The sequence below is a fragment of the Pedobacter terrae genome (assembly GCF_900100705.1).
Lineage (GTDB): Bacteria > Bacteroidota > Bacteroidia > Sphingobacteriales > Sphingobacteriaceae > Pedobacter > Pedobacter terrae.
The window spans coordinates 54,576-81,354 of record NZ_FNCH01000023.1 but is presented as its reverse complement, the minus strand read 5'-3'; the positions used below and the strand labels follow the sequence as shown (position 1 = coordinate 81,354).

Below are 26,779 nucleotides of genomic sequence, written 5' to 3'. Positions count from 1 at the left end.
GTTAGAAATGATATATGTGATTTATAATAGCAAACAGGAATATCAAAAAGAATACTCGGTTTTAAAAGAAAGTAGCGCACTAAACCTAAAGGATCAGCACGCTACACTGGCTAGTTCTTGACCGCCCATGAAACAAAAATAAAATATTTTATTTGCAAATTAACACAGAATCTATCGGATGGGAACCACGAAGTGCTCATGAATGCCATTGAATAGGAAAACACGGATGAATAATCTTAAAATGCTTGCATTAAGATTCCCGCCTGCGCGGGAATGACGAATGTATTGATGGATTTGTCTTTGATAGCGCCGCAGCTAATTAATCCTTATTCGGTTTTATAAGCTCAATCGTGCCATCTTTAAGGTGATGAAGTTCAGTTACTTTCACATTTCTTAAATGTGTTTTTCCAGAAAGCTGGGTATCATGATAAAAGATATACCACTTACCTTTAATTTCAACAATGGAATGATGAGTAGTCCAGCCCTCTACAGGTATCATAAAAGTACCCTGATATTTAAAAGGTCCCCACGGACTGTCTGATATTGCAGATGCCAGAAAATGAGTATCACCCGTAGAATAGGTAAAATAGTACTTCCCGTTATATTTATGCATCCAGGCACCTTCGAAAAACCTGCGATCGTGATCTTTTGTAAGAAGGGGTTTACCTTGTGGATCTAAAATGACTACGTCTTTCACCTTCCCGTCAAAAGCCATCATATCCTTGCTTAGTTTTACCACTTTTGCACTCAAAGCAGGTTCATTTTCTTGTTGAGAATCTGTTTTCGAACCATTCGGATCATATTTACCATCTTTCCAGCGCTGAAGCTGTCCACCCCAAATGCCACCAAAATACATATAACTGCTGCCATCTGTATCGGTAAAAACTGCCGGATCAATACTAAAACTACCTTCAATTGGCTCTTTAGCCGCTTTGAATGGCCCAGCCGGATCTTTCGAAGTTGCCACACCAATCCTAAAAACATCATTTTTATCCTTCACAGGAAAATAAAGATAATACATGCCATTTTTATAGGCTGCATCTGGTGCCCATAATTGCCGGCCCGCCCATGGAATATCCTTTACAGATAGCGCAGGCTCGTGAATGGTCACCTTGCCACCAATACTGTCCATACTCAGAATCCGATAATCTTTCATATCAAAATGATCGCCATTATCATTTTCTTTCACGCCCGATTCTACATCATGGGATGGGTAGATGTAAATTTTACCATTGAATACATGTGCAGAAGGATCTGCAGTATAAATTTCTTTCACCAATGGCTCAGAAAGATATTGTTTCTGCGCTGTTTTTGACGTTTCTTTTTCCTCAGCATGCTTCTTATTTTCCTGGCAGGAACTTCCTAAAGCAACAATTAGGGCAATGGCCAATGCAGATTGGCGCTTAATGTTTAAATTCATTTTTATTCATTTTTGGTTAATACGATTAAGAAAGTTCTATCCCAATCTGCCTCTTATTTTAATACGGTTGATTTTAAACTTATTATTGACAAACAGGTCTGAATGAATTTTCTGAAATGAAATATTTCATCTTTAATGTTATTATTTGGTTAAAATTCGCCAGTGTCTTCGGATAAAATGCATTCAAAAACTATAGGTGAGGCAAAAGATAAAACTAGGCTAAAAGAAGAATTTAGTATGGAAACTTTGAATAATATGTTAGCAGAAATGTTGATTCATCCCTGAAAAATCATTCCCTGGAAACTACTCATATAATTCCCTTCCTATACAAACTCATATTCAATGAGATTAAGCTTTTTTAAAACAACCGATAGGATAATTGGATAAATTTTAATCATATGAGCGTTTTTTATGAAGAAAAATGCTATTGCTAATCTGCGGCATTTAATACTTTAGCCTCAGGTATAAACGATGAATTAATATGAAAAAAACAATCGCAAACAGGCTAAAACAAGCCATAAAATATTCAAATATAACGGTAGGCGTTAGATTAGGAATTATCGTTTTACTTGCGTTGATATTTTGCAATAGTGAAAAATCTTATGGTCAGGATCCTAAATTATATATTTTCCTAAGCTTTGGTCAATCTAATATGGAGGGTAATGCGCCTTTCGAACCCCAGGATACCACCGTAAACAATAGATTCAGGGTCCTTCAGGCAGTTGACTGTCCGGAATTAGGCAGAAAAAAAGACAACTGGTACACCGCTAAACCACCTTTATGCCGATGCAAAACCGGTTTAACGCCAATGGATTATTTCGGACGAACACTCCTGGATGCATTACCCAAAGATGTACGCATCGGGATTATTAATGTAGCGATTGGTGGTTGCAAAATTGAATTATTTGATAAAGATAATTATCAAACCTATACGGCTACTGCACCAGAATGGATGAAGTCGGCCTTGAATGCTTATAACGGAAATCCCTATGGCCGTTTGGTGGAGTTAGCCAAAATTGCACAGCAATCAGGAGTAATAAAAGGCATTCTGATGCACCAGGGTGAATCCAATACCGGTGACCAGGAATGGCCTAAAAAAGTGAAGGGGGTTTATGAAAACCTCATCAGGGATCTGAATTTAAATCCAGCTACTACGCCCCTTCTAGCTGGCGAAGTGGTTCATGCAGATCAGGGAGGAACATGCGCATCAATGAATAAAATTATTGAGACTTTACCAACAATAATTCCCAATGCACACATCATATCTTCAGCTGGATGTACCGCCGCAGCAGATCACCTACATTTCAATGCACAAGGCTACCGAATGCTTGGTGAGCGTTATGCTAAAACAATGCTTCCTTTGTTAAAATAACATCAAAAAATGCAGAAAAAAGTATTTGGAATATCACTGTTTACAGGTTTACTAGCAGTATCATCCTGCTTTGCCCAAAACCCAATTATTCAGACTTATTATACCGCCGATCCGGCGCCAATGGTACACAATGGAACCGTTTACCTGTACACTTCTCATGAGATTATGGAAATAAAATAAACGTTACCATAACATTTAAAAATTTTTCTTAATTTTCAGTTTTAAAACTGACCAGATTAATTTTAACCAAATAAGCTTATCCTATTGCGATGAATATCCCCAAATCTTTAACCAGAAATTACTTTAAAGGCATTTTATTGGCAATGGTATTGGTTACCAGCCATATGTTCTCTTTTGCCCAGGACCTGAATGTGACCAGTCCAGATCAGAAATTGATGGTTAAGCTTTATTTAAATGATGGTAAACTTTATTATAATGTAACATTACAGGGAAAAGAAATGATTGAACGATCTCCTTTGGGACTTCGCGGAAGCCAGATGGATTTATCATCCGGGCTCAAACTGATTGGCAAGCAATTACGAAAAATCGATGAGCGCTACAACGAACCCAAAATTAAAATCAGTAGTGTAAGCTATCAGGCAAATGAGCTCATCTGCAAGTTTGAAAATGCTGCAAAAAATCAGCTTGAAGTAGTATTCCGGGTGAGTAATAACGACATTGCCTTCAGATACCAGGTTCCGCAGACCGGTGAACCTGCAACCTTTGGTATTGAAGAAGAATTGAGTGGGTACAAATTCCCTGCAAATACCACCACATTTTTAACCCCGCAAGCTACCCCGATGATTGGCTGGATGAAAAGTAAGCCAAGCTACGAAGAAGAATATAATCCCGATCAGGCCATGGGGATCCCCTCAAAATATGGTGTAGGTTATACATTTCCTGCGCTCTTCCATTTGGGTAACGATGGCTGGGTATTGCTCTCCGAAACAGGGGTTAATTCGCTTTACTGCGGATCAAAACTAAGCGAAGGAACAAAAGATGGCCGTTACGAAATTGCTTTTCCTGAAAAAGGTGAAAATAATGGCATTGGTAGCGCAAATCCAACCATATCTTTACCAGGCAATACGCCCTGGCGTACCATTACCGTAGGTCGTACACTTAAACCCATTGTTGAAACCACTGTGCCGTTCGATGTTGTAGAGCCACAATATACCGCATCAAAAAATTATACTTTTGGCCGATCTACCTGGAGCTGGCTGCTATGGCAGGATGAAAGCATTAATTTCGAGGATCAGAAAAAATTCATCGATCTCTCAGCGTCGATGAGTTATGAACTCGTATTGATCGACAACTGGTGGGACAGCCGGATCGGGCGAAAAAAAATAGAGGAACTGGTTGCCTACGGCAAAGACAAAAAGGTGGGTATTGCCTTGTGGTATAACTCCAATGGTTTTTGGAACGATGCGCCACAAACTCCTAAGTATAAAATGAATACAGCCTCTGCCAGAAAACAGGAAATGGCATGGATGCAAAAAATTGGCATAAAAGGGATTAAAGTAGATTTTTTTGGCGGCGACAAACAGGAAACCATGAAACTTTATGAAGACATTTTAGCTGATGCCAATGCTTTTGGCTTAACGGTCATCTTCCATGGCTGTACAATACCTCGAGGCTGGGAAAAAATGTACCCTAACTATGCCGGAAGTGAGGCCGTATTGGCCTCAGAAAATCTGATATTTGGCCAACATGCGAATGATAGGGAAGCTTTTAACGCCAGCCTTCACCCCTTCATCCGAAATGCTGTAGGCGCAATGGATTTTGGGCCTGTCCTGTTAAATAAACGCCATAACAGAAAAAATGACGGCGGGACCATTAGAAAAACAACCGAAACGTTCCAGGTGGCCACTGCTATCCTTTTTCAGAATCCAATACAGAATTTTGGCATCACCCCCAACAACCTCACCGACGCTGCCCCTCATATCATCGATTTTATGAAAAAAGTGCCTACCACCTGGGATAATACGGTTTTTATTGACGGATATCCTGGAAAATACTGTGTATTGGCACGTCGCCATGGTGATACCTGGTATATTGCAGCCATAAACGCTGAAACTGCTGAGAAAACAATAGACATTTCGCTTCCGATGTTATCGGGTGGTGAAACAACTTTGTACACGGACGCCGACGACCGTTCGCCTCAAATAAAACAGCTGAAATTAAATAAGGCAAAACAATTAAAACTAAAACTTTTACCGGGTGGGGCAAATGTAATTGTAGCCAAATAGATTAAAATATCTGGCAATTATCTCAGTTGAACAGTAATGAATTATTTCTTCGGATATCATCCCGAAGGATAATATATTGTATAAAAATCAATGTGAATGACAGATTTTTCACCAAAATGTTGTCTGCAAGATATAGTTATTGCGATAAGGCTTTTTCAGCCGACGAAGCAATGATGACTTTTTGGAATCTGTCATAATAGCGCAGTCGAAGCATCTTTTAACCATATTTACTTATTAACCTGAATTCGATTAATATTTAAAATAATATACTTTATTCGGACAAATTGCTAGCCGTTTCGTCATGCTGATCGACAAGCTCAGTGTGACAGAAAATTTCACCTCTTCAGTATTAAACAAGGTTAAAATATGCACAATACCTGCAATTTATGGGGCTTTGTCTCCAATACTTTTTGTCTAATTTTATCTTTTATGAGAAGTCTGCTAAATATTAAAATTCATCAATTACTCCGCTGCGCTATTCCATATCTTGCTGTTTTTATTTTGGCAGGCAATACCGCTTTAGCACAAAATGGCGATCAGATCCTGGATGGCATCGGCGAAACAGGAATGAGTGCACGATATGTATTTAATGGCGATTTAAAAGACTGGTCAAGAAATAATCTGCATGCTAAATTTCAGGGTGCTAACCCGTTGTTTGTTAACGATAACCGCTTTGGAAAGGTTTTATCGCTTGCCGGAAACGATAATTCTTTTCTTACCATTCCTTCAGAAGCACTTGATGTAGAGTCACTCAGCATATCAGGCTGGATCTATCTACAATCGGACCACGTTGGACAATCGTTTTTTGATTTCGGGAAAGATGCCAGCAAACATTTTTTTGCAGCACCACTAGGCATACAAAATCAGAAAGGTTTCCTGGCGCAGTTAAAAGCAGATGAAGGTAATAGCAAAAGTGCAGTTTCTGCCGCTATAGAAACAAACAAATGGGTTTATATCACCATAGTAATCGATGCGCCTTCAAAATTGATGAGCACTTATGTAAATGGCAAACCCGTAGCCGAAGCTAAAGATATTACCCAAAAACTGACGGCCGTATTTGATCAGCAATCAAAAGACAAAAAACTGCTTTATATCGGAAAATCGATGTTGCCGGGCACCCCCTATCTCAATGCTCTATTGCACGACTTACGCATTTACCGTATTCCGCTTACTGGTAAACAGATTGCCGGGATTTACAACAATGCGCAAAAAGGAGCACAGCAAACCGCAGTAAACGTTGGCAAAAGCGAAGACGATCTCCCAAAATTTGCTAAAAACCAGGCCCAGCTGTATAATAAGTACCTCACTCATGTGGCAGACATTGAAATAGAAACAGCTGTTGGGAATTTACCACGGTTACCAAGTCGCCTTACAGGAACTTACAAAAATGGGATAAAAGGCCCAAAAGTACGGGTAATTTGGCCATCTGATGTAGACAATACGGCTGTTCTTAAACCTGGAAAATATAAGGTAACCGGCCGTGTTTCGGGCACTGATTTTAAACCAAAGGCATTGGTTACCATCAAGGATTCAAAAGAACAGATCTCCCCGGTTTCAAACCTGGAGACCTTTCATCTGGACGAGGTTTCGCTTAAAACCGATGTGCATAGACACCAAACCAAATTTATCGAAAATCGCGATAAATTTATCAGCACATTGGCCCAAACCGATCCAAATTCCTTTTTGTATATGTTTCGCCACGCTTTTGGACAAAAACAACCTCAGGGTGCAGAAGCCTTAGGCGTTTGGGATAGCCAGGATACGAAGTTAAGGGGGCACGCTACCGGCCACTACCTTTCTGCCATTGCACAGGTTTATGCCAGCACCAGCTATGATAAGGCACTCCAGGCTAATTTTGCCAACAAGATAGATTACATGGTGAATACGCTTTACGATTTATCCATGTTATCAGGAAAGCCTCAAAAACCAGACGGTCCGTATGTGTCTGATCCGACAGCTGTTCCATATGGCCCAGGCAAAACGGATTTTGATTCAGATCTGAGCGATAAGGGTATCCGCAACGATTACTGGAACTGGGGAAAAGGATTTATCAGCGCTTATCCGCCAGACCAGTTTATCATGCTGGAAAAAGGCGCTAAATATGGCGGACAGAGCAACCAGATATGGGCACCATATTATACTTTACATAAAATCCTGGCCGGCTTAATTGATGTATACGAAGTTACCGGCAATAAAAAAGCCTTGGAAATTGCAGAAAATATGAGTGACTGGGTATATGCCCGCTTAAGCCAATTGCCCCAGGAAACACTCATCAAGATGTGGAACACCTACATCGCCGGTGAATTTGGTGGAATGAACGAATCCATGGCGCGTATGTACAGCATCACTAGCAAACAGCGTTATCTTAAAACAGCACAATTATTTGATAATATTAAAGTATTTTTTGGCGATACCGCACACGCCAGCGGTTTGGCGAAAAACGTCGATATTTTCCGCGGCTTACATGCCAATCAGCATATCCCACAGGTGGTGGGAAGCATAGAGATGTACCGTGTATCCAAAAAACCGGAGTATTATAAAGTGGCCGATAATTTTTGGTACAAAATGGTAAACGATTATATGTATAGTATTGGCGGTGTTGCCGGCGCACGTAATCCGGCCAATGCAGAATGTTTCACCGCCCAGCCATCAACGCTTTACGAAAATGGTTTCTCTGAAGGGGGACAGAACGAAACCTGTGCCACCTACAATATGCTGAAGTTGACAGGCGATCTGTTTCTCTTTAATCAAAAGGCCGAGTTGATGGACTATTACGAACGTGGCCTATATAACCACATCCTGTCATCAGTAGCCGAAAAAAGCCCTGCCAATACTTATCATGTACCACTCAGGCCAGGTTCTGTTAAACAATTTAGTAACGCAGACATGAAAGGTTTTACCTGTTGTAATGGTACAGCACTGGAAAGCAGCACTAAACTACAAAACTCGATTTATTTTAAAAGCAAAGATAACCAGGCACTTTACCTAAACCTGTATATCCCTTCTACACTAGATTGGAAAGCAAGAAATATTAAGATAGAACAAACAACAGATTTCCCGAAAGAAGACCACACCAAACTGACGATTCACGGGAGTGGAAAATTTGACCTCCATGTGCGGGTACCAGGGTGGGCAACCAAAGGTTTTTTTGTAAAAATTAATGGCAAAGAACAAAAGCTTGCGGCAAGCCCGGGCAGTTACCTGAAAATTAGCCGTAATTGGAAAGAAGGAGATGTTATAGAACTAAAAATGCCATTCCAATTTCACCTTGATCCGGTTATGGACCAACAGAATATTGCGAGCTTATTTTACGGACCTATACTGCTTGCTGCACAAGAACCCGAAGCCAGGAAAGACTGGCGTAAAATCACACTAAATGCGCACGACATTAGTAAAACCATTAAAGGTGATCCACAGCAGCTAAGGTTTACCATTGATAATGTTGCTTTTAAACCATTTTATGAAACCTATGGCCGCCATTCGGTTTACCTGGATGTAACCTTAAAATAAATCCAAACGAAGGGCAAAAAATGCAAAAAAAACTCATTTTGAAGCTGAGTTTAAAGAGCAGTTTAAAGGCGTAAAAAAAATAAACGTTATAAATACGTTAAAAATACCCTCACTTTATTTTTTTATTTAATAAGTGTTGCTACATTCGTGCAGACGTTGGATGAAATTAGCTGCTGGTAAATTAATCAAACATAATTAACTGGCTTAAACTTCTTACAACACTAACTGCCTCAATTTAGCAATTGAACGGTTTTATTCTAACCAAATTCATAAAAGCAGATGAAAGATGTTTCAGAGGAACTAGAACTTTTGTTGCGCGTAGCTGATGGTGATCGCCCCGCGTTTAATTTGTTGTATAGGAAATATCTTCAAAATTTACGAAAATTCGTCGCTTCAATTTCTGGCAATACCGATCTGGCTGATGAGCTTGTACAGGATATCTTTGTTAACATATGGCTTAGCAGAAAAAACCTCCCACATGTTGGATCTTTTAAACCTTACCTTTACCGTTGTGCACGCAATCTGCTAGTCGATCATATTAGAAAATCAAAAACCCAGATCAGGATAAAAGAAGTTTCAAAAAACCTGGAAGAAAACTGTTCCGTAGGCACAGATGATCATTTAATTTATACACAGACCCTGAGCCATTTGCACAGTGGTATTAACCTGCTTCCTGAAAAAAGGAAAAAAATTATCGAGCTCAAAATTCACGAAGACCTTTCTCTTGATGAGATTGCACTACAGCTAAAAATATCGAAATCGGTGGTCAAAAAACAGCTCTACACCGGGATGGCTTTTCTCAGAAACCACCTGAAACATTTTTACCGGATTGCACCTTTTATTTCTTTTCTATATTTTTTTCTTTAACGAGGGGTTCTTTTTCTTTCCGTATACGTCTTAGCAAATATGGAACGAATAGATGTTGAGCAACTCAAGCAAAAATTAATTCATGGTGAATTGACTGAGCCTGAACAGCAGGACTTTTTTAATTGGTTAAAACAATTAGATCAGCCTGAGCTCAATACATTCATGGAAGAATATAGCGCATCATTCGAACAAAAAACTGATAGTTTAGCTGTGGAACAGCACGAGGAGCTGGCAAATAAAATCGAAATGCGTTTAGATGCTTTAGCGGCCTCCAACATACCGTTCTGGAAACGTTCAGCTTTTAAACTCATGGCCGCAGCGGCTGTATTGTTTCTGGTCTGCTCATCTATATTTCTTTACTATGCTAATTTAAAGGGGAACAAACGCAACACACTATCCTCAAGTACGGCCATTCCACATGCAAAACCTATTTACGGCGGAAGCGACAAAGTGCTGCTTATCCTCTCCAACGGTAAACGTATTGAAGTAAATAATTTCACAAAGGGACAACTCGCCGTAGAAAATGGTTATTCTATTGAAAAACAAAGCAATGGCTTTTTAAAATATAGAAAAATCAATGCCAATGCCACTCTGCCGTTTAGTAATTCGAACACCATTGTAACACCGCGTGGCGGACAATACTGCGTTAATCTTCCTGATGGGAGTAAGGTTTGGTTGAATGCAGAAAGTAAATTAACTTATCCGGTAGTTTTTTCGGGCCATACCAGAAAAATCGCCCTGCAAGGCGAAGCTTACTTTGAAGTAGCCCATAATCCGAAAAAACCTTTTATCGTTGATTTTGCGGGCTCAAACGTAAAAGTACTGGGCACTCATTTTAATATTTGCGCATATGGTGATGGCGAAAAACCTAAAACAACTTTGCTGCAAGGTTCCGTAGAAATAAGTACTGGTGATCGCAAAAAGATAATCTTACCTGGCCAGCAAGCCATTTCAAGTCATAACATTGCTATTGTTAATGTTGACACCAACCACGTGATGGGCTGGAAGAATGGAAATTTTTCATTTGAACACGAACGCATCGGTACGGTGATGGGAAAAATATCACGATGGTATGATGTTGATATCAAATATCAGGGTGAAGTAACACAAGAGGAATTTGTCGGTTCGATTCCAAAATCCAGGAATTTGGAAGAAGTGCTCCACAGGCTGGAGTTGACCGGATTGTTACACTTTAAAATTAAAGGAAGGAGCGTGACCATTATGCCATAACCTTACAAAAAAAGGCTGGCCATCCGTGAAACAAAAGCCAGAGTGCTAGGAACACTCTGACCTGATGTTTGGATCGCCACCAAGCAATCTACACAATAGTACAACCAAGTATAAACCCAAACATTCAAATATATGAATTATTATGCATCACGCGTAAGTAGGCTCCTCGTCTATCTGCGTAAACCGCTACTGGTTATGAAATTAACATGCCTACTATTAGTTTCCTTCATGCTACAGCTCTCATTGGCCAGTAGTGGACAAACGGTAACACTTTCGAAAAAAAATGCGGCTGTTGAAAAAATTTTCAAGGAAATTGAGCGCCAAACCGGGTATCAGTTTTTGTACACCAGGCAAATGCTTAACGGAACTCGCCCGGTGAGTATCGAAGTGAATAAAATGAGCTTAGCCGAGGCGTTGGATCTTTCGCTAAAATCACAACCTATTAGTTATAAGCTTGAAGACAACATTATTATTATTCAGCGTAGGGCAATCACTGAACCCACCACAAATAAAACAGCTGAAATTATTGTTACAGGAAAAGTTACTGATGAGGCCGGTCTTCCGATTCCCTCGGTAAGCATTAAAATTAAAGGCACCAATACAGGTGTGCAAACCGCACCAAACGGAACGTACAGCCTTAAGGTTCCAACTGGTAGTGAAACTTTAATTTTTAGCTCAATAGGCTTTACTTCACAGGAAATAGCAGTAAACAACAGAACTGAAATCAATGTTAAGCTAAAAGCAGAAGCCAATAATTTAACGGATGTAGTTGTAATTGGATATGGATTGCAACGTAAAGGTGATGTAACCAGTTCTGTAGCGAGTGTTAAAGCCGAAAATTTTGTAAAATCGCCTGTATTAGATGCAGGCCAGTTAATTCAGGGTAAAGTAGCCGGACTAACCGTTAATACGCCAAGTGGCGACCCTACTTCAGGCAGCAAAATCAGGCTTCGTGGAAACAACACGCTTTTTGGTGCCAATGCAGATCCACTGGTTATTGTAGATGGTGTACCAAGCAGTCTTAAACTGGTGGCACCGGAAGATATTGAATCGGTAGACGTATTAAAAGATGGTTCTGCTGCAGCTATTTATGGTGTGCGCGGTACCAATGGTGTAATTATCATTACCACTAAAAGATCTTCAGGTAAGAACAGCAATGTGGTAGAATATAGTGGTTCTGTAAGTACACAAACAATTGCCAGAAAACTTAATATGCTTACGGCAGATGATTACCGCAGGCAGATTGCAGAAGGAACACGCCTTCCATCATACGATCTTGGTGCAACCACAGACTGGCTAAAAGAAATTTCGAACAAAACACCGATTACCAACATCCACAATATTACTTTCCGCGGGGGTAACAGCCAAACCAATTACCTGGCTACTGTAAACTATCGTTATTTTAATGGGATATTTAAAAAATCCGATAATTCTACGCTTACGGCAAGGGCAGATATCAACCACTCCATGTTTGATAATAAGGTAAAAATTAACATGGGCGTTTTGGTACAGAACAATAAATATACTCAAACGCAGGATGGTGCCAGTTTCAATGGCGTGGTTTACCGTCAGGCCTTAATCCGCAACCCAACATCTCCCCTTTTCGGTAGTGACGGACATTACTTCGAAGAGCCGAACAACTTTGAATATGATAACCCTGTTGCGCGCCTTTTCGAAAGCACAGGCCTGAACCAAAACACCACACAACGTTTAAATTCTCAGATTACCTATAACCCAATTGCTGATCTTAAATTAAGTGCTTTAGGTTCATACACCAAATATGTTTCAAATGGTGGTTATTCAGAATCGAAGTTCCACATTTCCAACATCAGAGATAAACTTAATGGCTATGCCGCTCTGGGTTCTACTCAAAGTATAGACAGGTTACTTGAGCTTACGGCTCAATACTCCAAAAAACTGGGCGATCATAGTTTCTCTTTATTGGGTGGGTACAGTTATCAGGATAATTCATACCTGAATTTTTATGAGCGGAATTATGATTTCCCTACAGATGCTTTTGGCTATTATAATATTCAGCAGGGCCGTGGTGCAAACCGCGCTTTAGATGCACTATTAGGTAGTGGCTATTCAGAAACTAACCTGATTGGATTTTTTAGCAGGTTAACCTATAGCTACAAAGACAGATACCTGTTAATGGCCTCTTTAAGAAGAGAAGGTGCCAGCCAGCTTTATGGTGCTGCAAAACCGTATGGTAATTTCCCTTCCGTATCTGTTGGCTGGAAAATCACCAACGAAGCATTTATGAAAGATCAAACGATTTTTGATGAATTAAAGCTTCGTGCAGGATATGGTGTAACCGGTAACCAGCCGAACGATGGTTTCCGCGCGGTTGCATTATTGGGCTATGGCGCTAACGTGCTATCTAACGGCAACTGGATCCAGACACTTGTTCCTACACAGAACCCTAATCCGGCTTTACGCTGGGAAGAAAAAAGAGAGACTAATATTGGTCTTGATTTCAGCATGTATAAAGGAAGAGTTACAGGTACTGTTGATGTTTACAACAGAAATTATAACGGATTATTATTTGATTATCAGGTACCTAGTCCACCAAACCTTTTCCCTAGTACAAGGGCAAATGTTGGTACCATGCAAAATAAAGGTATAGAGGTTTTACTAAATATTGTACCGATCCAGAACAAAGATTTTGAATGGACAACAAGTTTCAACTTTTCGACGAACAGAAATAAACTGGTTAGCTTATCTAACGATTTATACCAGGCTACTAACGACTTTTTTACTACCGGAGGAACAGGTCCGCCAGCAACCACTTTTACCAATATTGTTCGCGTGGGCGATAACATTGGAGATTTTTATGGCTTTAAAGTTAAAGGGGTAACAGCTGATGGTCAGTGGATTTATGAAGGTAAAAATGGCGAAGATGTTTCATACAGCCAGTTTAATCACGCTTTTGAAGATAAAAAAGTACTCGGAAACGGTATTCCTAAATTTACTGGCGGATGGAACAATAATTTCAAGTATAAAGACCTCGATTTAAGCATTACCATGCGCGGTGCCTTTGGTTTCCAGATTCTCAATTTCCAAAGAATGTATTATGAAAACACGGGTATCCAGAACTATAACAGACTGGTGTCTGCTTACGATCCTGTTTTTGGCACGGCTGTTCTTAATAAAAATATGCCTGTAGAATTTAACAGTTACTATGTGGAAAACGGTGATTTCTGGAAAATTGACAATATTGTATTGGGTTACACCTTTAACAAGCTAAAAACCAAATACCTTAAAGGTGCAAGAGTATATGTTTCATCATTAAACACTTTTACCATTACAGGTTATAAGGGCTTAGACCCTGAAGTAGACTGGAGCGGTTTGGCCCCTGGTAATGATAACAGGGATAAATACCCTACCGCGCGTACGTTTACACTTGGTTTTTCTCTTAATCTTTAATCTTTTACATCATGAAAACAAGATATATATTGAGCACTGGCATCATGGCACTTGTGGTCCTGATCATTAGTTTAGCCTCCTGCACAAAGTTAAAGGACGAAAACTACTCCGCATTTATCCAGAATAAATTCACCCCTAATACCTCTGATGTAGCAGCCCTGGTTGGCGCAGGTTATACGTATTGGAGACCTTTAATGCTCGGAAGAAGTAATAATTCAATCTTCAGAACCAATGAAATTTCGAGCGATGAAGCCGTAATACCTGCCCGCCCGAACGGCTGGGTAGATAATGGCATCTATCGTCGGATGCATGAACACAGATGGACATCTGATGAGGACAATAGCTACCAAATCTGGAACAATGCCTATGGAGGCATTACTTCCTGTAACCGCGTACTCTATCAGATTCAATCCAACCTGATTCCAATTTCTACGGGTAAAGATGCTACCATAGCCGAGTTACGCGCCTTAAGGGCATCTTACTATTATGCACTCTGCGACTTTTTTGGCGGGGTACCTATAGTAGATAAATTTGATGTACCGTCTGGATTTCTTCCACAGCAAAGCACACGTGCCCAGGTATATGCTTTTATTGTGAAAGAACTTACCGAAAGTCTTCCTAACCTGAGCAAGGCCAATACACAGGCTACTTATGGTAAATTTAATTATTGGGCTGCGACTGCCCTGCTGGCTAAAGTTTACCTGAATGCTAATGTGTATATCGGCACTCCAGCTTATGCGCAATGCATTGCCGCCTGTAATGAGATCATAGCATCGAACGTATATACGCTGGAAGCCAATCAGAAAACTATTTTTCTTGATGCAAATGAAGGCAGCAGAGAAACTATTTTTGCTATACCCTTTGATGAAAAGTTTACTACAGACGGTGGTGATGCTTTCACCCTGCACATGGAAACACTTCAACCAGAAAACCAGGCTACTTATAACTTCAAGAACTCGCCATGGGGCGGAATCTGTGCCACACCACAGTTTGTAAGCACTTTTGACCCGGAAGATAACCGGTTAAAAGACAATTATGTACAGGGACAGCAATATACTGCTTCTGGTGCTGTTTTATTGGGAACCATTGGCGCCAGTAATGGGAAACCACTAATTTACATCAATGAGCTTCCAGGTGTTGATCAATCAGATGAGGTACATGGTTTCCGGTTAGGGAAATTCGAATTTAAGCCAGGTGCCTTGGTAGGGATGAACAACGATTTCCCTTTGCTAAGGTATGCTGACGTTTTAATGATGAAGGCAGAATGCCTGTTAAGAACAGGAGATGCTGCTGGTGCCGCGGCACTGGTAACACAGGTTCGTCAGCGATCTTTCTTAAACAATCCTTCAAAAGCAACCGTAACCGGTAGCCAGCTATTGCAGGGTAGTGTGTATAACTATGGCCTTCGCAACCACTTAACTTCTACCGTAGAAGGTGGGGCTGATATTCAATACGGAAGGTTCCTGGATGAACTGGGCTGGGAATTTAACACAGAGGGACGACGCAGGCAGGATATGATCAGGTTTGGTGTTTTCACTAAAAAATCGTGGTTATCACACTCGCCAAATGGAGATTATCGTACGCTATTACCTATACCACGTGCGGAGTTGGCTAAAAATCCTAATATAAAACAAAACCCCGGATACTAATCCTAAATAATGAGGTTGTATTTTAAGTTATATATTCAAAATCAAATTCGTCACGTTGAGCTTGTCGAAATGCTTTTAAAACATTTAAAAAAGTCCTTCGACAAGCTATCATTGACAGAACCCACTAGTTTGGTCGTCATTCTCGCGTATGCGGGAATCTTAAAGCGCCTGCATTAAGATTCCCAATCAAGTTGGGAATGACGATCTCTCGAGGGGCATTACTTAATAAAATTATCTGTCAATCATATTGATTTTTATACAACAAATTATCACTCAGGATGACAATTTCACTTATAATACAACCTCAAATGATATCAATTATGAAAAGAAAATTTATTGCCGTAATTACATTATTTTTAAGCTACCACATTTCAGCACAAGCTCAATCTTTTCAAAAAACGCCACAGGGTATCCACGCCGTGATCCAGTCAATGGATGTAGAGGTCAGTTTTTATTCGCCTGCTATTGTTCGTGTTTTTAAAAAGCCCGAAGGGAGCCAGCAAAAAAAAGAAAGCCTTTCTGTTATCAAACGTCCTGAAAAATTAAAACTCGATGTTAAAAACAATGGGCAAAGCGTAACCATCAGTAGTAAACTGATAGCTGCTACGGTGAACCTACAAACCGGAAAAGTTTCATTCGAAACTCCTAACGGTAAAAAGTTATTTACAGAAAAAGATAATAGCACCAGGTTTACCTCAATAAAAGATGCCGGACACCCAACTTACCAGGTTAGACAAGCCTATTTATTAGACAAGGATGAGATTATTTATGGTCTTGGCCAGCAACAGAATGGAAAATTAAACCAAAGGGGGCAAAAATTACGCCTTAAACAGGAAAATACGAAAGTTGCCATCCCTTTCTTCCAATCGGTAAAAGGTTATGGAATTTTCTGGGATAACTATTCACCCACCACATTTACAGATAGCGATCACGAAACCTCATTCGATTCTGAAGTTGGCCACTGTGCCGATTATTATTTTATGTTTGGCGGAGGCGGCGATGGTGTTGTGGCACAAATGCGGGCGCTTACCGGCCAATCTCCTATGATGCCTTTATGGTCATTTGGTTTCAGCCAATCGCGTGAGCGCTACAAAACCCAGTTCGAACTTGTTGATGTGGTAAAAAAATACCGGGCATTAAACATCCCACTTGATGGTATCGTACAAGACTGGCAATATTGGGGAAAAGACGATAACTGGAATGCCATGAGTTTTGACCCCACCACTTTCCCAAAACCACAAGCCATGGTAGATAGTGTGCATCAGCTTAATGCCCATCTTTTTATTGTTTCGTGGCCAGGTTTTGCACCAAAAACCCCGCAATACCAGGAATTTAAATCAAAGAATATGCTCCTAAACTTTGATACATGGCCTCCAGGTGCAAATACAAAACCTTATGATGTCTATAACCCTGCTGCGCGTGATATTTACTGGAACTACCTAAGCAAAGGCATATTCTCATTAGGGATAGATGCCTGGTGGCTCGATTCGACAGAACCAGACCATATTAATGTGAAAGAACAGGATTTCGATCAACCTACCTATTTGGGAAGTTATCGAAGTGTAGAGAACGCTTTCCCACTTCAACACACGGGAGGAGTTTATGATCACCAAAGGGCAGTAAGCAACAAGAAACGTGTATTGCTGTTAACCCGGTCAGCATTTGCCGGCCAGCAACGTTACGCAACAAATACCTGGAGCGGAGATGTGGGTTCTAATTGGCCTACACTAAAAAAACAGATACCAGCAGCATTAAATTTCTCCTTAACCGGTTTACCTTATTGGAATGGCGATATTGGTGGATTTTTCGCGGGTGATTTTGTAAAAGGTGGCGGCGCAAAAAATCCCGATTTTCAGGAGTTGTATAACCGGTGGATGCAGTTTGCAACCTTTACCCCGATGATGCGCTCGCACGGCACCGATATCCCAAGAGAAATATACCAGTTTGGCAAAAAAGGAGAGCAGGCATTTGATATCCAGGAGAAGTTTATTAACCTGCGCTACCGTTTACTGCCATACAATTATGCAACGGCCTGGTCGGTAACGCATCACGCCGGATCGTTTATGCGACCATTATACTCAGAATTCCCCAACGATCCTGCAGGTTTTGAAAACAATTCGGAATATATGTTCGGAAGCGCGTTTCTCGTAGCACCAGTTACCGATAAAGGGGTTACCAATCAGGAAATATACCTTCCGGCAGCCAGCAAATGGTTCGATTTCTGGACAGGTGAAGTATTTAAAGGCGGACAAACGGTAAAACGTGAAACACCGATGGAGATTATCCCACTTTATGTAAAGGCAGGCTCAATTGTGCCATGGGGTCCAAAAGTACAATATGCAACAGAAAAAAGATGGAATGATTTAGATATCCGCATATATCCTGGCGATAACGGCGATTTCGTTTTATACGAAGATGAAAACGATAGTTATAACTATGAGAAGGGTGCATATTCAGAAATCCACTTCAAATGGAATGATGCCACAAAAACACTTACCGTTGGGGATAGAAAAGGACAGTTTAAAGGCATGCTGGGCCAACGGAAATTCAATATTGTGATGGTAAGCCAACAGAACGGAATAAACATTGATAATCAAAAGATTAACAAATCATTTAATTATAATGGCCGTAAAATCTCCGTTAAACTCTAGGCAAAAAAGCTATGCAGGTTTATAAAACAATATCCACTAAATAAAAAATGGGCAAGGGAAAAGAATTATACTTTAAGGCAGCGGCATTGGCACTGCCATTGGTATTTTTATGCTTCATCGAGATCCTGTTGAGATTATTCAATTATGGCTTTGACCCATCTTTGTTTATCAAAGATCCCGATCAGGAGGGCTACATGATGATGAACCCTACTGCCTCTTATAAGTTTTTTTCTACCAGTGCCAATGCAACACAAGGTAACCGCGAACGCTTTAGCGTCGTAAAATCTAAAAATACCTTTAGGATATTTGTGATAGGCGAATCGACTACTGCCGGCTACCCATACATGCACAATGGATCTTTCCACAGGTGGCTGCAATACCGGCTGATGCAACAGTATCCCAGCCTGAACTTTGAGGTGATTAATGTTTCGCTTACCGCAGTAAATTCTTACACGGTATTAGATTTTGCAAAACAAATTGTTAATAATAAGCCGGATCTGGTATTGGTTTATACCGGGCATAATGAATATTACGGCGCTTTAGGCATTGGTTCTACCAGCCAGATAAAAGGGAATAGGACTTGGATCAAATTGGTCATTAAACTGCGCGAACTGAAGTTAGTACAGTTATTAGACCGCATCATTGAAGGTTCTTCAAAGCTAGTTGGAAAAAAAATTGATAAGCGGGAAAACCTGATGAAACGCATGGTAACCAAACAACAAATTGCTTATCAATCGGCCGATTTTAACCGTGGCATAGCGCAGTTTAGCAACAATATGGACGAATTATGCCGGTTGTTGTCAGAAAAACACATTCCAACAGTAATTGGTACGCTGGTAAGTAACGAAAAAGACCTTAAACCATTTATCAGTGCAGGTAAGTTTTCAGCACAAAATTATTACGCAGCAGGTCGAAAACGATTCTCAAATGGCAATTTTAAAGACGCGAAAGCCAATTTTGTTTTGGCAAAAGAGTACGATCAGTTGCGTTTCAGAGCGCCGGAAGCCTTCAACCAAATTATTAAAAAATTGTGCAGGCAATACCCAGGCATTTACCTGGCTGATGTACGCAACTTGTTTGAGAAAAATGAAGCAGGTGGAATAATGGGCAAGGAAACCATTTTAGAGCATGTTCACCCGAATTTATTGGGTTACGCCATCATGAGCGAATCTTTTTATCAGCAGATTAACAAGCGGAATTTAATACCCGCAAAAAAACAAAGCGAAATGTCTTTTGCACAATTGCTGGCGAATATGCCCGTTACCAAAGTAGATTCGCTATATGGCGCATATCAAATTATGATGCTCCGCTCGGGTTGGCCCTTTAATGAGCCCATAAATCCTACCTACAACCGTGGAAATTCCTTAGATGAACAACTTGCAGGTGCATTGGCAGTAGACCGGATTACCTGGAGAGCAGCCATGGATGAACTGTATAAAACTGCTATGGCCACAGGCGACAAACAAAAAGCCTTAAAGGTTACCGAAGCTGTATTACTGGAAAACCCCTACCAAACGAGTTATTATACTTACGCAGGCCGCCTGGCTTTTGAGCTGGCAGACTTAGAAACTGCAGATTTTTATTTTAAAAAAGCTTACGACATCTCACCAACACCAGAGAACGCCAATAATGTTTTTCTGTTTTATTTTAAATCTGATCTACCAGAGAAAGCACTGCAATATAATGAGGTAATAAAACATTCCGGTCAGCAAACCTATCTGGACACACAAACCGAAGAAATACTAAAAAACATCATCAAACTTAAAAAAGAAGCCCGGTCTGATAACATCAATGAATTGATTGCCAGCTATTATCATCAACTCCGCGCCGATGAAGCAGCAACAAAATATAGGAAGAAAAATAGCAGGTAACATGATCAACAAAAAATCAGAAAACAGGAAATTCGGCCTTATTTTAGGTGCCACGGTTATTTTATTTTGCCTTATTTTTTGGAGGGGAACCTACCCGCAGCAAATCTTTTTGTTTTTATCTGCTGGATTAATCACAATGGCTATCTGTGCTCCGCGATATCTTGAACCCATAAGAAAAATATGGTTAAAAACTGGGAATTTTCTGGGAATGGTTAATGGTACAATTTTATTGACTGTAGTATTTATCTTTATCCTTACCCCCATTGCCTTTTTACTACGCCTGTTAAAAAAACAGAGTTTAAAAACAAAAAAGAATAAGCAGTTGGTTTCTTATTGGGAAGAAGTATCCGGCCGGCCGATGGGTTCATTTAATCAACAGTTCTAAATTAATACATCCAATGGATACACTGATCGAATTTTTCCATTTTTTAACCCAGCGTAAAAAATACTGGTTATGGCCATTGTTTATCATTCTGCTTCTTTTGGGTATAGTACTTGTGGCAGCGCATGGTTCTGTACTGGCTCCATTCATTTATAGTTTGTTCTAATCGCGCACACATTATGGGCTATATCCTGGGGATTTCCGCTTACTATCACGACAGTGCAGCATGTTTGTTGAAAGATGCAGAAATTATAGCTGCAGCACAGGAGGAACGTTTCTCGAGGATTAAAAACGATGAGTCATTCCCCACAGAAGCAATTAAGTTCTGTCTTAAATTTGCCAACATTTCCCTGGCTGAAGTAGATCATGTTGTATTTTACGAAAAGCCCTTTTTGAAATTTGAACGGTTACTCGAAACATATGTTCATTTTGCCCCCAGGGGATTAAAGTCTTTCCTGAAAGCCATGCCGATATGGTTAAAGGATAAATTATTCATCAAAAAAAACATAGCCAAAGCGCTTCATTGCATAGATCCCAACTGGGAAAAATCGCGTACCATCCTATTTACCGATCACCACCACGCCCATGCCGCTTCTGCTTTTTACCCGAGTCCATTTGATGAGGCCGTGGTATTAACGATAGATGGCGTGGGAGAATGGGCCACCACTACAGTTTCAATAGGTAATATGGCTCAACTAACTTTAAAAAAAGAGATTAATTTCCCCAACTCCCTCGGTCTTTTATATTCTGCTTTCACCTATTATTTGGGTTTCGAAGTCAATTCTGATGAATATAAAGTAATGGGTTTAGCTTCGTACGGCACACCGGTATACAAACAGCTCATTTATGATCATTTAATTGATGTTAAAGCAGATGGTTCTTTTCTCCTCAACATGGATTACTTTGATTACTGTACAGGATTGAAAATGACCCATAAAAAATTCGATAAGCTTTTTGGACATCCCGCCCGCGCGAAAGGCGATGAATTACTGCCATTTCACAAAGACATGGCAAGTTCCATACAAAAAGTGACTGAAGAGATCATGATTAAACTGACTCAAAGTCTTTACAGGGAGTTTGCAATAGATAATCTCTGCATTGCGGGAGGAGTTGCCCTGAACTGCATCATTAATTCAGCCATCAGGCAGCATTCCGGATTCAAACAGATCTGGGTGCAACCTGCAGCAGGCGATGCTGGTGGTGCATTGGGTGCAGCATATAGCGTATACTATACACATTTATCAGGTCTTAGAAATGTCGATTTGCAAACAGATGCGATGAAACAATCACTACTTGGTCCAAGCTATACCCAAAAAGAGGTAATTGCAGCACTCCACGTCTATAACTTAAATTATGAAAAGGTAGCGCATGATGTTTATTATCGTAAAATAGCCGCGTATTTAGCTGATGGCAAGGTAATCGCCTATTTTAAAGGGAGAACAGAGTTCGGACCAAGAGCGCTGGGTAGCCGCAGTATTCTCGCTGACCCCAGAAACGCTGAAATGAAAGCCATACTCAATGCAAAAATTAAGTTTAGAGAGTCTTTCCGTCCTTTTGCGCCCGCTATTTTAGCAGAATTCGCCGATTTATATTTTAGCAAAGGCTCTAAAAACCGCTACATGTTATTTACAGAAAACTATTTAGGCAATGCCGATAAGGTGCCTGATACGGTTTCAATTCCAGGAGCGGTACATGTTGATGGAACGGCACGGGTTCAGGCAGTGAACAAATCACATCATCCTGATTTTCATCAACTCATTACGGCATTTTACAACCTTACGGGATGCCCGGCCGTAATTAACACTTCTTTAAATGTAATGAATGAACCTATGGCCTCAGGTCCGGAAGACGCCATACGCTGCTTTTTAAATACAGAAATTGATATTCTGGCGATTGAAGGGCTGCTGATTGATAAAAAAAGATTGGCTTTTGAAGAGCTAAGCCTACCCGGCTATTATCAATAGCTGTGCTCAAAAACTCCGAAAGCTTAGAAAACTGAAATACAAAATAGATATTAGCGTAAATACTGTAATGATATCTGGTTAAAAATGAGTTATTTATAGATAAAAACCTGTAATTATAATTTTGAAGTTCTGGTTAATTTGCTGAATACATCAATCAACTCTAAAACCATGAACTACCTATCAAAATTAATGCGGCATCGGCAAACCTGTGCTGTACTTTCCTTAATCTTATTATTAAACTTTACAGCCTGTAAAAAAGCTATGGTAGCAACTGATCCTCCTGCAAATGGTACAATTGCGCAGGCGGCTGCCAACCTGCAGATTTACAAACCACAATCCATGCAGAATATGGATTGGAACGCCACCGAAAGCGAATGGTGTTATGCCCGTTCTAAGCAATCCGATCACTTCATACTATTCTGGGGAAAAGGATATGGCAATAACAATCCTTCTTCTACCAATGTAGATTCAAAATACCGTGTGGATATTGATGATTTGCTGGCCAAGGCTGAATCATTTTATAACCTGAATGTGAATACGTTAAAATTTATAACCGTAGGAAACGGAACTTCAAAATTAGACAAATACAAATTGATGATCTTTTTATACTATGAAGATGGCTGGCGTGCAACTGGTTCAGGATATGATGATACCATAGGTGCATTATGGGTAAGTCCGCAAACCTGCCAGCCGGTTGGTTCCACAATCGGGCATGAGATTGGCCATAGTTTTCAATACCAGGTATCCGGCGATCTGGGCACATCACATGGTTTCAGATGGGGTTTCGGCGGCAATGGAGCGGGGGGCAATGCCTTTTGGGAACAAACCGCACAATGGCAAGCTTTTATCTCCTATCCTAATGAATTTTTTAGCAGCTGGTTTGATCCTTACCTGGATAATTACCAAAAACACCTCATCCACGAAGATTACCGGTACGCCAATTATATGATCCACCAATACTGGGCACAAAAAAGAGGCATTACGGTTATTGGCAAAATATGGCAGGCATCACAGACCTATGAAGATCCGATTCAGGTTTATCAACGTTTGTATGGACTTTCAGTGAGCCAGCTAAATGATGAGTTATATGATGCATCATCTAAATTTGTAACCTGGGATATTGATAACATCCGCACGCTGGGTGTAAGCAAAATTGGTGCACATCATTATAAAATGAACCTGATGAACGATGGCGCTTTCCAACCTGATCCAAGCTTTTGCCCGCAAACAACCGGTTACAATGTTATGCCTCTAGAGGTACCTGCTGCAGGCACAATTGTTACAGCGGCATTTCAAGGCTTGCCAAACGCTTCGGGCTATAACCAGGTAGATGCCAGTATTGCCGGTTGGAGGTATGGTTTCGTTGCTTTATCAACAAATGGTACCCGAAGCTACAGCACCATGTTCACAAGCGCCTCCGGAAATGCAACCTTTACGATTCCGGCCAATTGCAGCCGCCTTTGGTTTGTGGTTACAGGTGCGCCTACCCAATACCATCCGCATGCCTGGGATGACAACAATGCCAATGATGAACAATGGCCGTATAAAGTAAAATTTCAGAACACCAGTTTACCTGGTTACAACAATCAGGCACCTAAAGATGCCGCCTTTACGTACGATCTTGAAGTGAAACGGAGTACAACCGCTTACGATTATGCCACAGCCGAAATTGATATTGCTAAACTCGCTTCTGCCTTTCAATTACCTAAACAAGATATTACCAGCAAAATAGGTGCCGATATTAAATTTTATGCACTTGAACCGAATAACAACCTAAATGCTACTACAACAGCTAATGGCTACGGGCACTGGTTTGACGCTACTGGTTATGTAGTTGGCTACAGTTCGGCTAATTCACGTGTGTTTTGTGAATTTGATGCACAGAATTTTAAGCTAAGCGCTGGCCAGTACCCCAACCGCGTCAATATAGGCGATAAGTATACCATGAAACAAGCTTTGGTATATACCTTGGCTTCCGGCAATAAGGTTACTGCTACCTTCACTGTTAATTTAACTATAAAATAATGGTTCCGACCTACCTGAGTTCGATTATTCATATTTCCACCAGGTACATGCAATGCCCCCAAAAAGTTAAACACTATTTGGGGGTTTTTATATCGTGTTTTTAACATGCTTTGCTATAAATTCTAAAGCATCCGTAACGCACGTTAAATAAGATTGACGAGTTTTATTATTTTGTAAAGGTGCTGTTGCTCTTCGTCGGTTGGGTTCTGCCGGGCTGTCCGCTATATCTTTTGCTGCCCTTCTACGCCCCCCCGCCTTTACCGCAAAAGTATGCCGCTCCCATCCCGTTTAAATACGAAGGCCTGTGCAGGAAAACTTCATTTCTCTGCAATTTGCTATAAAACGAAAATAGAAGCAACTATCTTGGTCACCTAAACCCGACTGGTGCATAAAGCCCGGAGCGAGGCACGTTTTATTTGGCGTCTACCACCCTGACCAGACCAATTCGCCATTTTGATCCGATAGCTGTAAATTCATGTTACAAGTAGAAATAATATTTTCAATTGTTTTGTAGCTACAGCCTGGTCAGCATCTTTTTATCAGGAAAGATCTTGCAATAAATTACCTTCAATCAGCTCGCTTAAGGCTCGGTTTGCTTCGTAAACCTTTCCGCTTCCCTACAGTTCGGGGTAATTACCAGAAAAACAAAACGTTCATAAAACAGTTTAAGTCGGTATTAGTGGCGCTTGAATGAGTTTTTTTTTAAAAAGCTTGTTAAGTAACTGGTTTTTGTGCATGGCTTTGGTTTATTTCTATTCGTTGAGGCTCATTCCATCAAATTTTCAAAAAATTCCTTAAAAGAGTAAACATCTTTTATGATTACTTGTTAATGCTACAGATAGGTAAGATAAGCTGAAGTGAAATTGCTTCAATTGGATCGATCATAAAATAATTGGTTTATATTTGAATCGTCCATTCTGAAACAGAATAGATGCCAAGCTAAAATACAAACTATGCAAACCAAAAGTCAGCAGATTTCAGATCTGGTAACACTTAATGAAGAGCTGGAAAATTATTTTGCCAATACCATTATACCCCAGCTTTTTGTCGATTCAGAACTGATTTTAAGAAAATTTACCCCACCTGCAATGAAGCAGTTTTCGCTGAAAGCTGATTTTATTGGCAGATCAATAATGGATGTCCATGAAAATTTTAGATTTCCCACCATTATTGAGAATATAAAAACCGTGATTGCAACAGGTAAGATACTCGAAAAAGAAATTCAGACTACGGATATGCACTGGTTTCAGATGAATATATTGCCTTACATAAACAGAAGAGACAATAAAACAAATGGTGTTATTATCACTTTTGTAGATATCACAGCAAGGGTGAAAGATCTCCGGGACCAAGAAAAACTTGTGGCCGAGCATGAGCTTCTACTCGACAGTATTGCTCACGACATTAAGAACCCCATATTAGCACTAAGCCTTTCATTATCTGCCATGAAACTGGACGTTGAAAAAAAGGCGGAAAGACTTCCAAAATTGATCGATGCCATGGAAAGAAGCCTGAACAACATCAAAAATGTAGTGGAGGATCTTGTGCAGGGCCATTGGGATAAGCAGCGCAATGAGTCAGCCGAAGAGCTTATAGACCTGGGAAATATAGTTGACGACGTACGCCTTTCCATTCCCAGCTTAATCCATGAATCGGGTGCAATCATTGAAACGGATTTAAAAGCAACAGAAATTACTTTTGTGCGCAGAAAATTACGGAGCATCCTTTATAACCTGGTCAGCAATGCCATAAAATACACACCAAAGGATAGAAAACCTCACGTAAAAATTCATTCAGAAAAGTGCGGTGATTACATGCTCTTAAAGGTATCAGATAATGGAATTGGACTTACAGAAGAAGCCAAAACTATCATTTTTGAGAAATTTAAACGTGTAAAAACTAGCGTGGAGGGATCTGGTGTTGGTTTATATCTTGTTCATACAATAGTGAACAATGCCGGCGGTAAAATAGAAATAGAAAACAATGCGGAGGTTGGCTCGGCGTTTAAAATATTCCTGAAAAATTAAATTTGTAGTACCACATTTTTGGTAATAAACAGGAGTTACCTCTGCTAATAGCGCAGCAACTTTAGGTAACATTGCCTTGTATATTTCGCAAAACCATTTTTTCTTCATTTCATAAATAAAATGTCATCTTGAGGGA

The 26,779-nt window shown here is 40.2% G+C and carries 16 protein-coding genes; 15 read left to right on the top strand and 1 reads right to left on the bottom strand.

Annotated features, from left to right (window positions below; all coding sequences use genetic code 11):
• Window positions 1-319: 319 nt before the first annotated feature.
• Window positions 320-1,420, bottom strand: a complete 1,101-nt coding sequence (locus BLR60_RS21305) for a glycoside hydrolase family 43 protein (protein ID WP_090503706.1) — start codon at window positions 1,418-1,420, stop codon at window positions 320-322.
• 481 nt (window positions 1,421-1,901) lie between these two features.
• Here BLR60_RS21305 and BLR60_RS21300 point away from each other — a divergent pair, with 481 nt between their 5' ends.
• From BLR60_RS21300 to BLR60_RS21235, 15 genes are all read left to right on the top strand, one after another.
• Entirely contained in the window at window positions 1,902-2,792 is an 891-nt protein-coding gene (locus tag BLR60_RS21300) for a sialate O-acetylesterase (RefSeq protein WP_090503703.1), read from the top strand.
• Between the two features lie 9 nt (window positions 2,793-2,801).
• Window positions 2,802-2,972 carry a hypothetical protein gene (locus tag BLR60_RS24715; protein ID WP_208600695.1) on the top strand — a complete coding sequence of 57 codons (171 nt, stop codon included), beginning with the start codon at window positions 2,802-2,804 and terminating at the stop codon, window positions 2,970-2,972.
• Window positions 2,973-3,061: 89 nt separating this feature from the next.
• Window positions 3,062-5,038, top strand: a complete 1,977-nt coding sequence (locus BLR60_RS21295) for a glycoside hydrolase family 97 protein (protein ID WP_208600694.1) — start codon at window positions 3,062-3,064, stop codon at window positions 5,036-5,038.
• 429 nt (window positions 5,039-5,467) lie between these two features.
• Window positions 5,468-8,548: a beta-L-arabinofuranosidase domain-containing protein gene (locus BLR60_RS21290; protein WP_090503700.1), complete on the top strand. Its 3,081-nt coding sequence runs from the start codon at window positions 5,468-5,470 to the stop codon at window positions 8,546-8,548.
• Between the two features lie 279 nt (window positions 8,549-8,827).
• Window positions 8,828-9,415 (top strand): RNA polymerase sigma factor, encoded by a 588-nt coding sequence (locus BLR60_RS21285; protein WP_090503698.1) that lies wholly within the window; start codon window positions 8,828-8,830, stop codon window positions 9,413-9,415.
• 39 nt (window positions 9,416-9,454) lie between these two features.
• Window positions 9,455-10,645 carry a FecR family protein gene (locus BLR60_RS21280; protein WP_090503696.1) on the top strand — a complete coding sequence of 397 codons (1,191 nt, stop codon included), beginning with the start codon at window positions 9,455-9,457 and terminating at the stop codon, window positions 10,643-10,645.
• A 195-nt stretch (window positions 10,646-10,840) separates the two neighbouring features.
• Complete coding sequence (locus BLR60_RS21275; protein ID WP_090503694.1) at window positions 10,841-14,074, top strand: SusC/RagA family TonB-linked outer membrane protein; 3,234 nt, start codon at window positions 10,841-10,843, stop codon at window positions 14,072-14,074.
• Between the two features lie 11 nt (window positions 14,075-14,085).
• Window positions 14,086-15,723, top strand: a complete 1,638-nt coding sequence (locus BLR60_RS21270) for a RagB/SusD family nutrient uptake outer membrane protein (RefSeq protein WP_090503691.1) — start codon at window positions 14,086-14,088, stop codon at window positions 15,721-15,723.
• Between the two features lie 320 nt (window positions 15,724-16,043).
• On the top strand, window positions 16,044-18,374 hold the full coding sequence (locus BLR60_RS21265; RefSeq protein WP_090503686.1) for a glycoside hydrolase family 31 protein: 2,331 nt from the start codon (window positions 16,044-16,046) through the stop codon (window positions 18,372-18,374).
• Between the two features lie 47 nt (window positions 18,375-18,421).
• Window positions 18,422-20,245: an SGNH/GDSL hydrolase family protein gene (locus BLR60_RS21260; protein ID WP_090503684.1), complete on the top strand. Its 1,824-nt coding sequence runs from the start codon at window positions 18,422-18,424 to the stop codon at window positions 20,243-20,245.
• Window position 20,246: 1 nt separating this feature from the next.
• Window positions 20,247-20,630 carry an SxtJ family membrane protein gene (locus BLR60_RS21255; RefSeq protein ID WP_208600693.1) on the top strand — a complete coding sequence of 128 codons (384 nt, stop codon included), beginning with the start codon at window positions 20,247-20,249 and terminating at the stop codon, window positions 20,628-20,630.
• Between the two features lie 13 nt (window positions 20,631-20,643).
• Window positions 20,644-20,793, top strand: a complete 150-nt coding sequence (locus BLR60_RS24970) for a DUF5989 family protein (RefSeq protein ID WP_090503678.1) — start codon at window positions 20,644-20,646, stop codon at window positions 20,791-20,793.
• A gap of 13 nt (window positions 20,794-20,806) precedes the next feature.
• The gene (locus BLR60_RS21245; protein WP_090503677.1) at window positions 20,807-22,591 is read left to right on the top strand and encodes a carbamoyltransferase family protein; all 1,785 of its coding nucleotides are present in this window, start codon (window positions 20,807-20,809) and stop codon (window positions 22,589-22,591) included.
• A 168-nt stretch (window positions 22,592-22,759) separates the two neighbouring features.
• Window positions 22,760-24,616 (top strand): DUF4859 domain-containing protein, encoded by a 1,857-nt coding sequence (locus BLR60_RS21240; protein WP_090503674.1) that lies wholly within the window; start codon window positions 22,760-22,762, stop codon window positions 24,614-24,616.
• A 953-nt stretch (window positions 24,617-25,569) separates the two neighbouring features.
• Entirely contained in the window at window positions 25,570-26,643 is a 1,074-nt protein-coding gene (locus BLR60_RS21235; protein ID WP_090503672.1) for a sensor histidine kinase, read from the top strand.
• Window positions 26,644-26,779 lie beyond the last annotated feature (136 nt).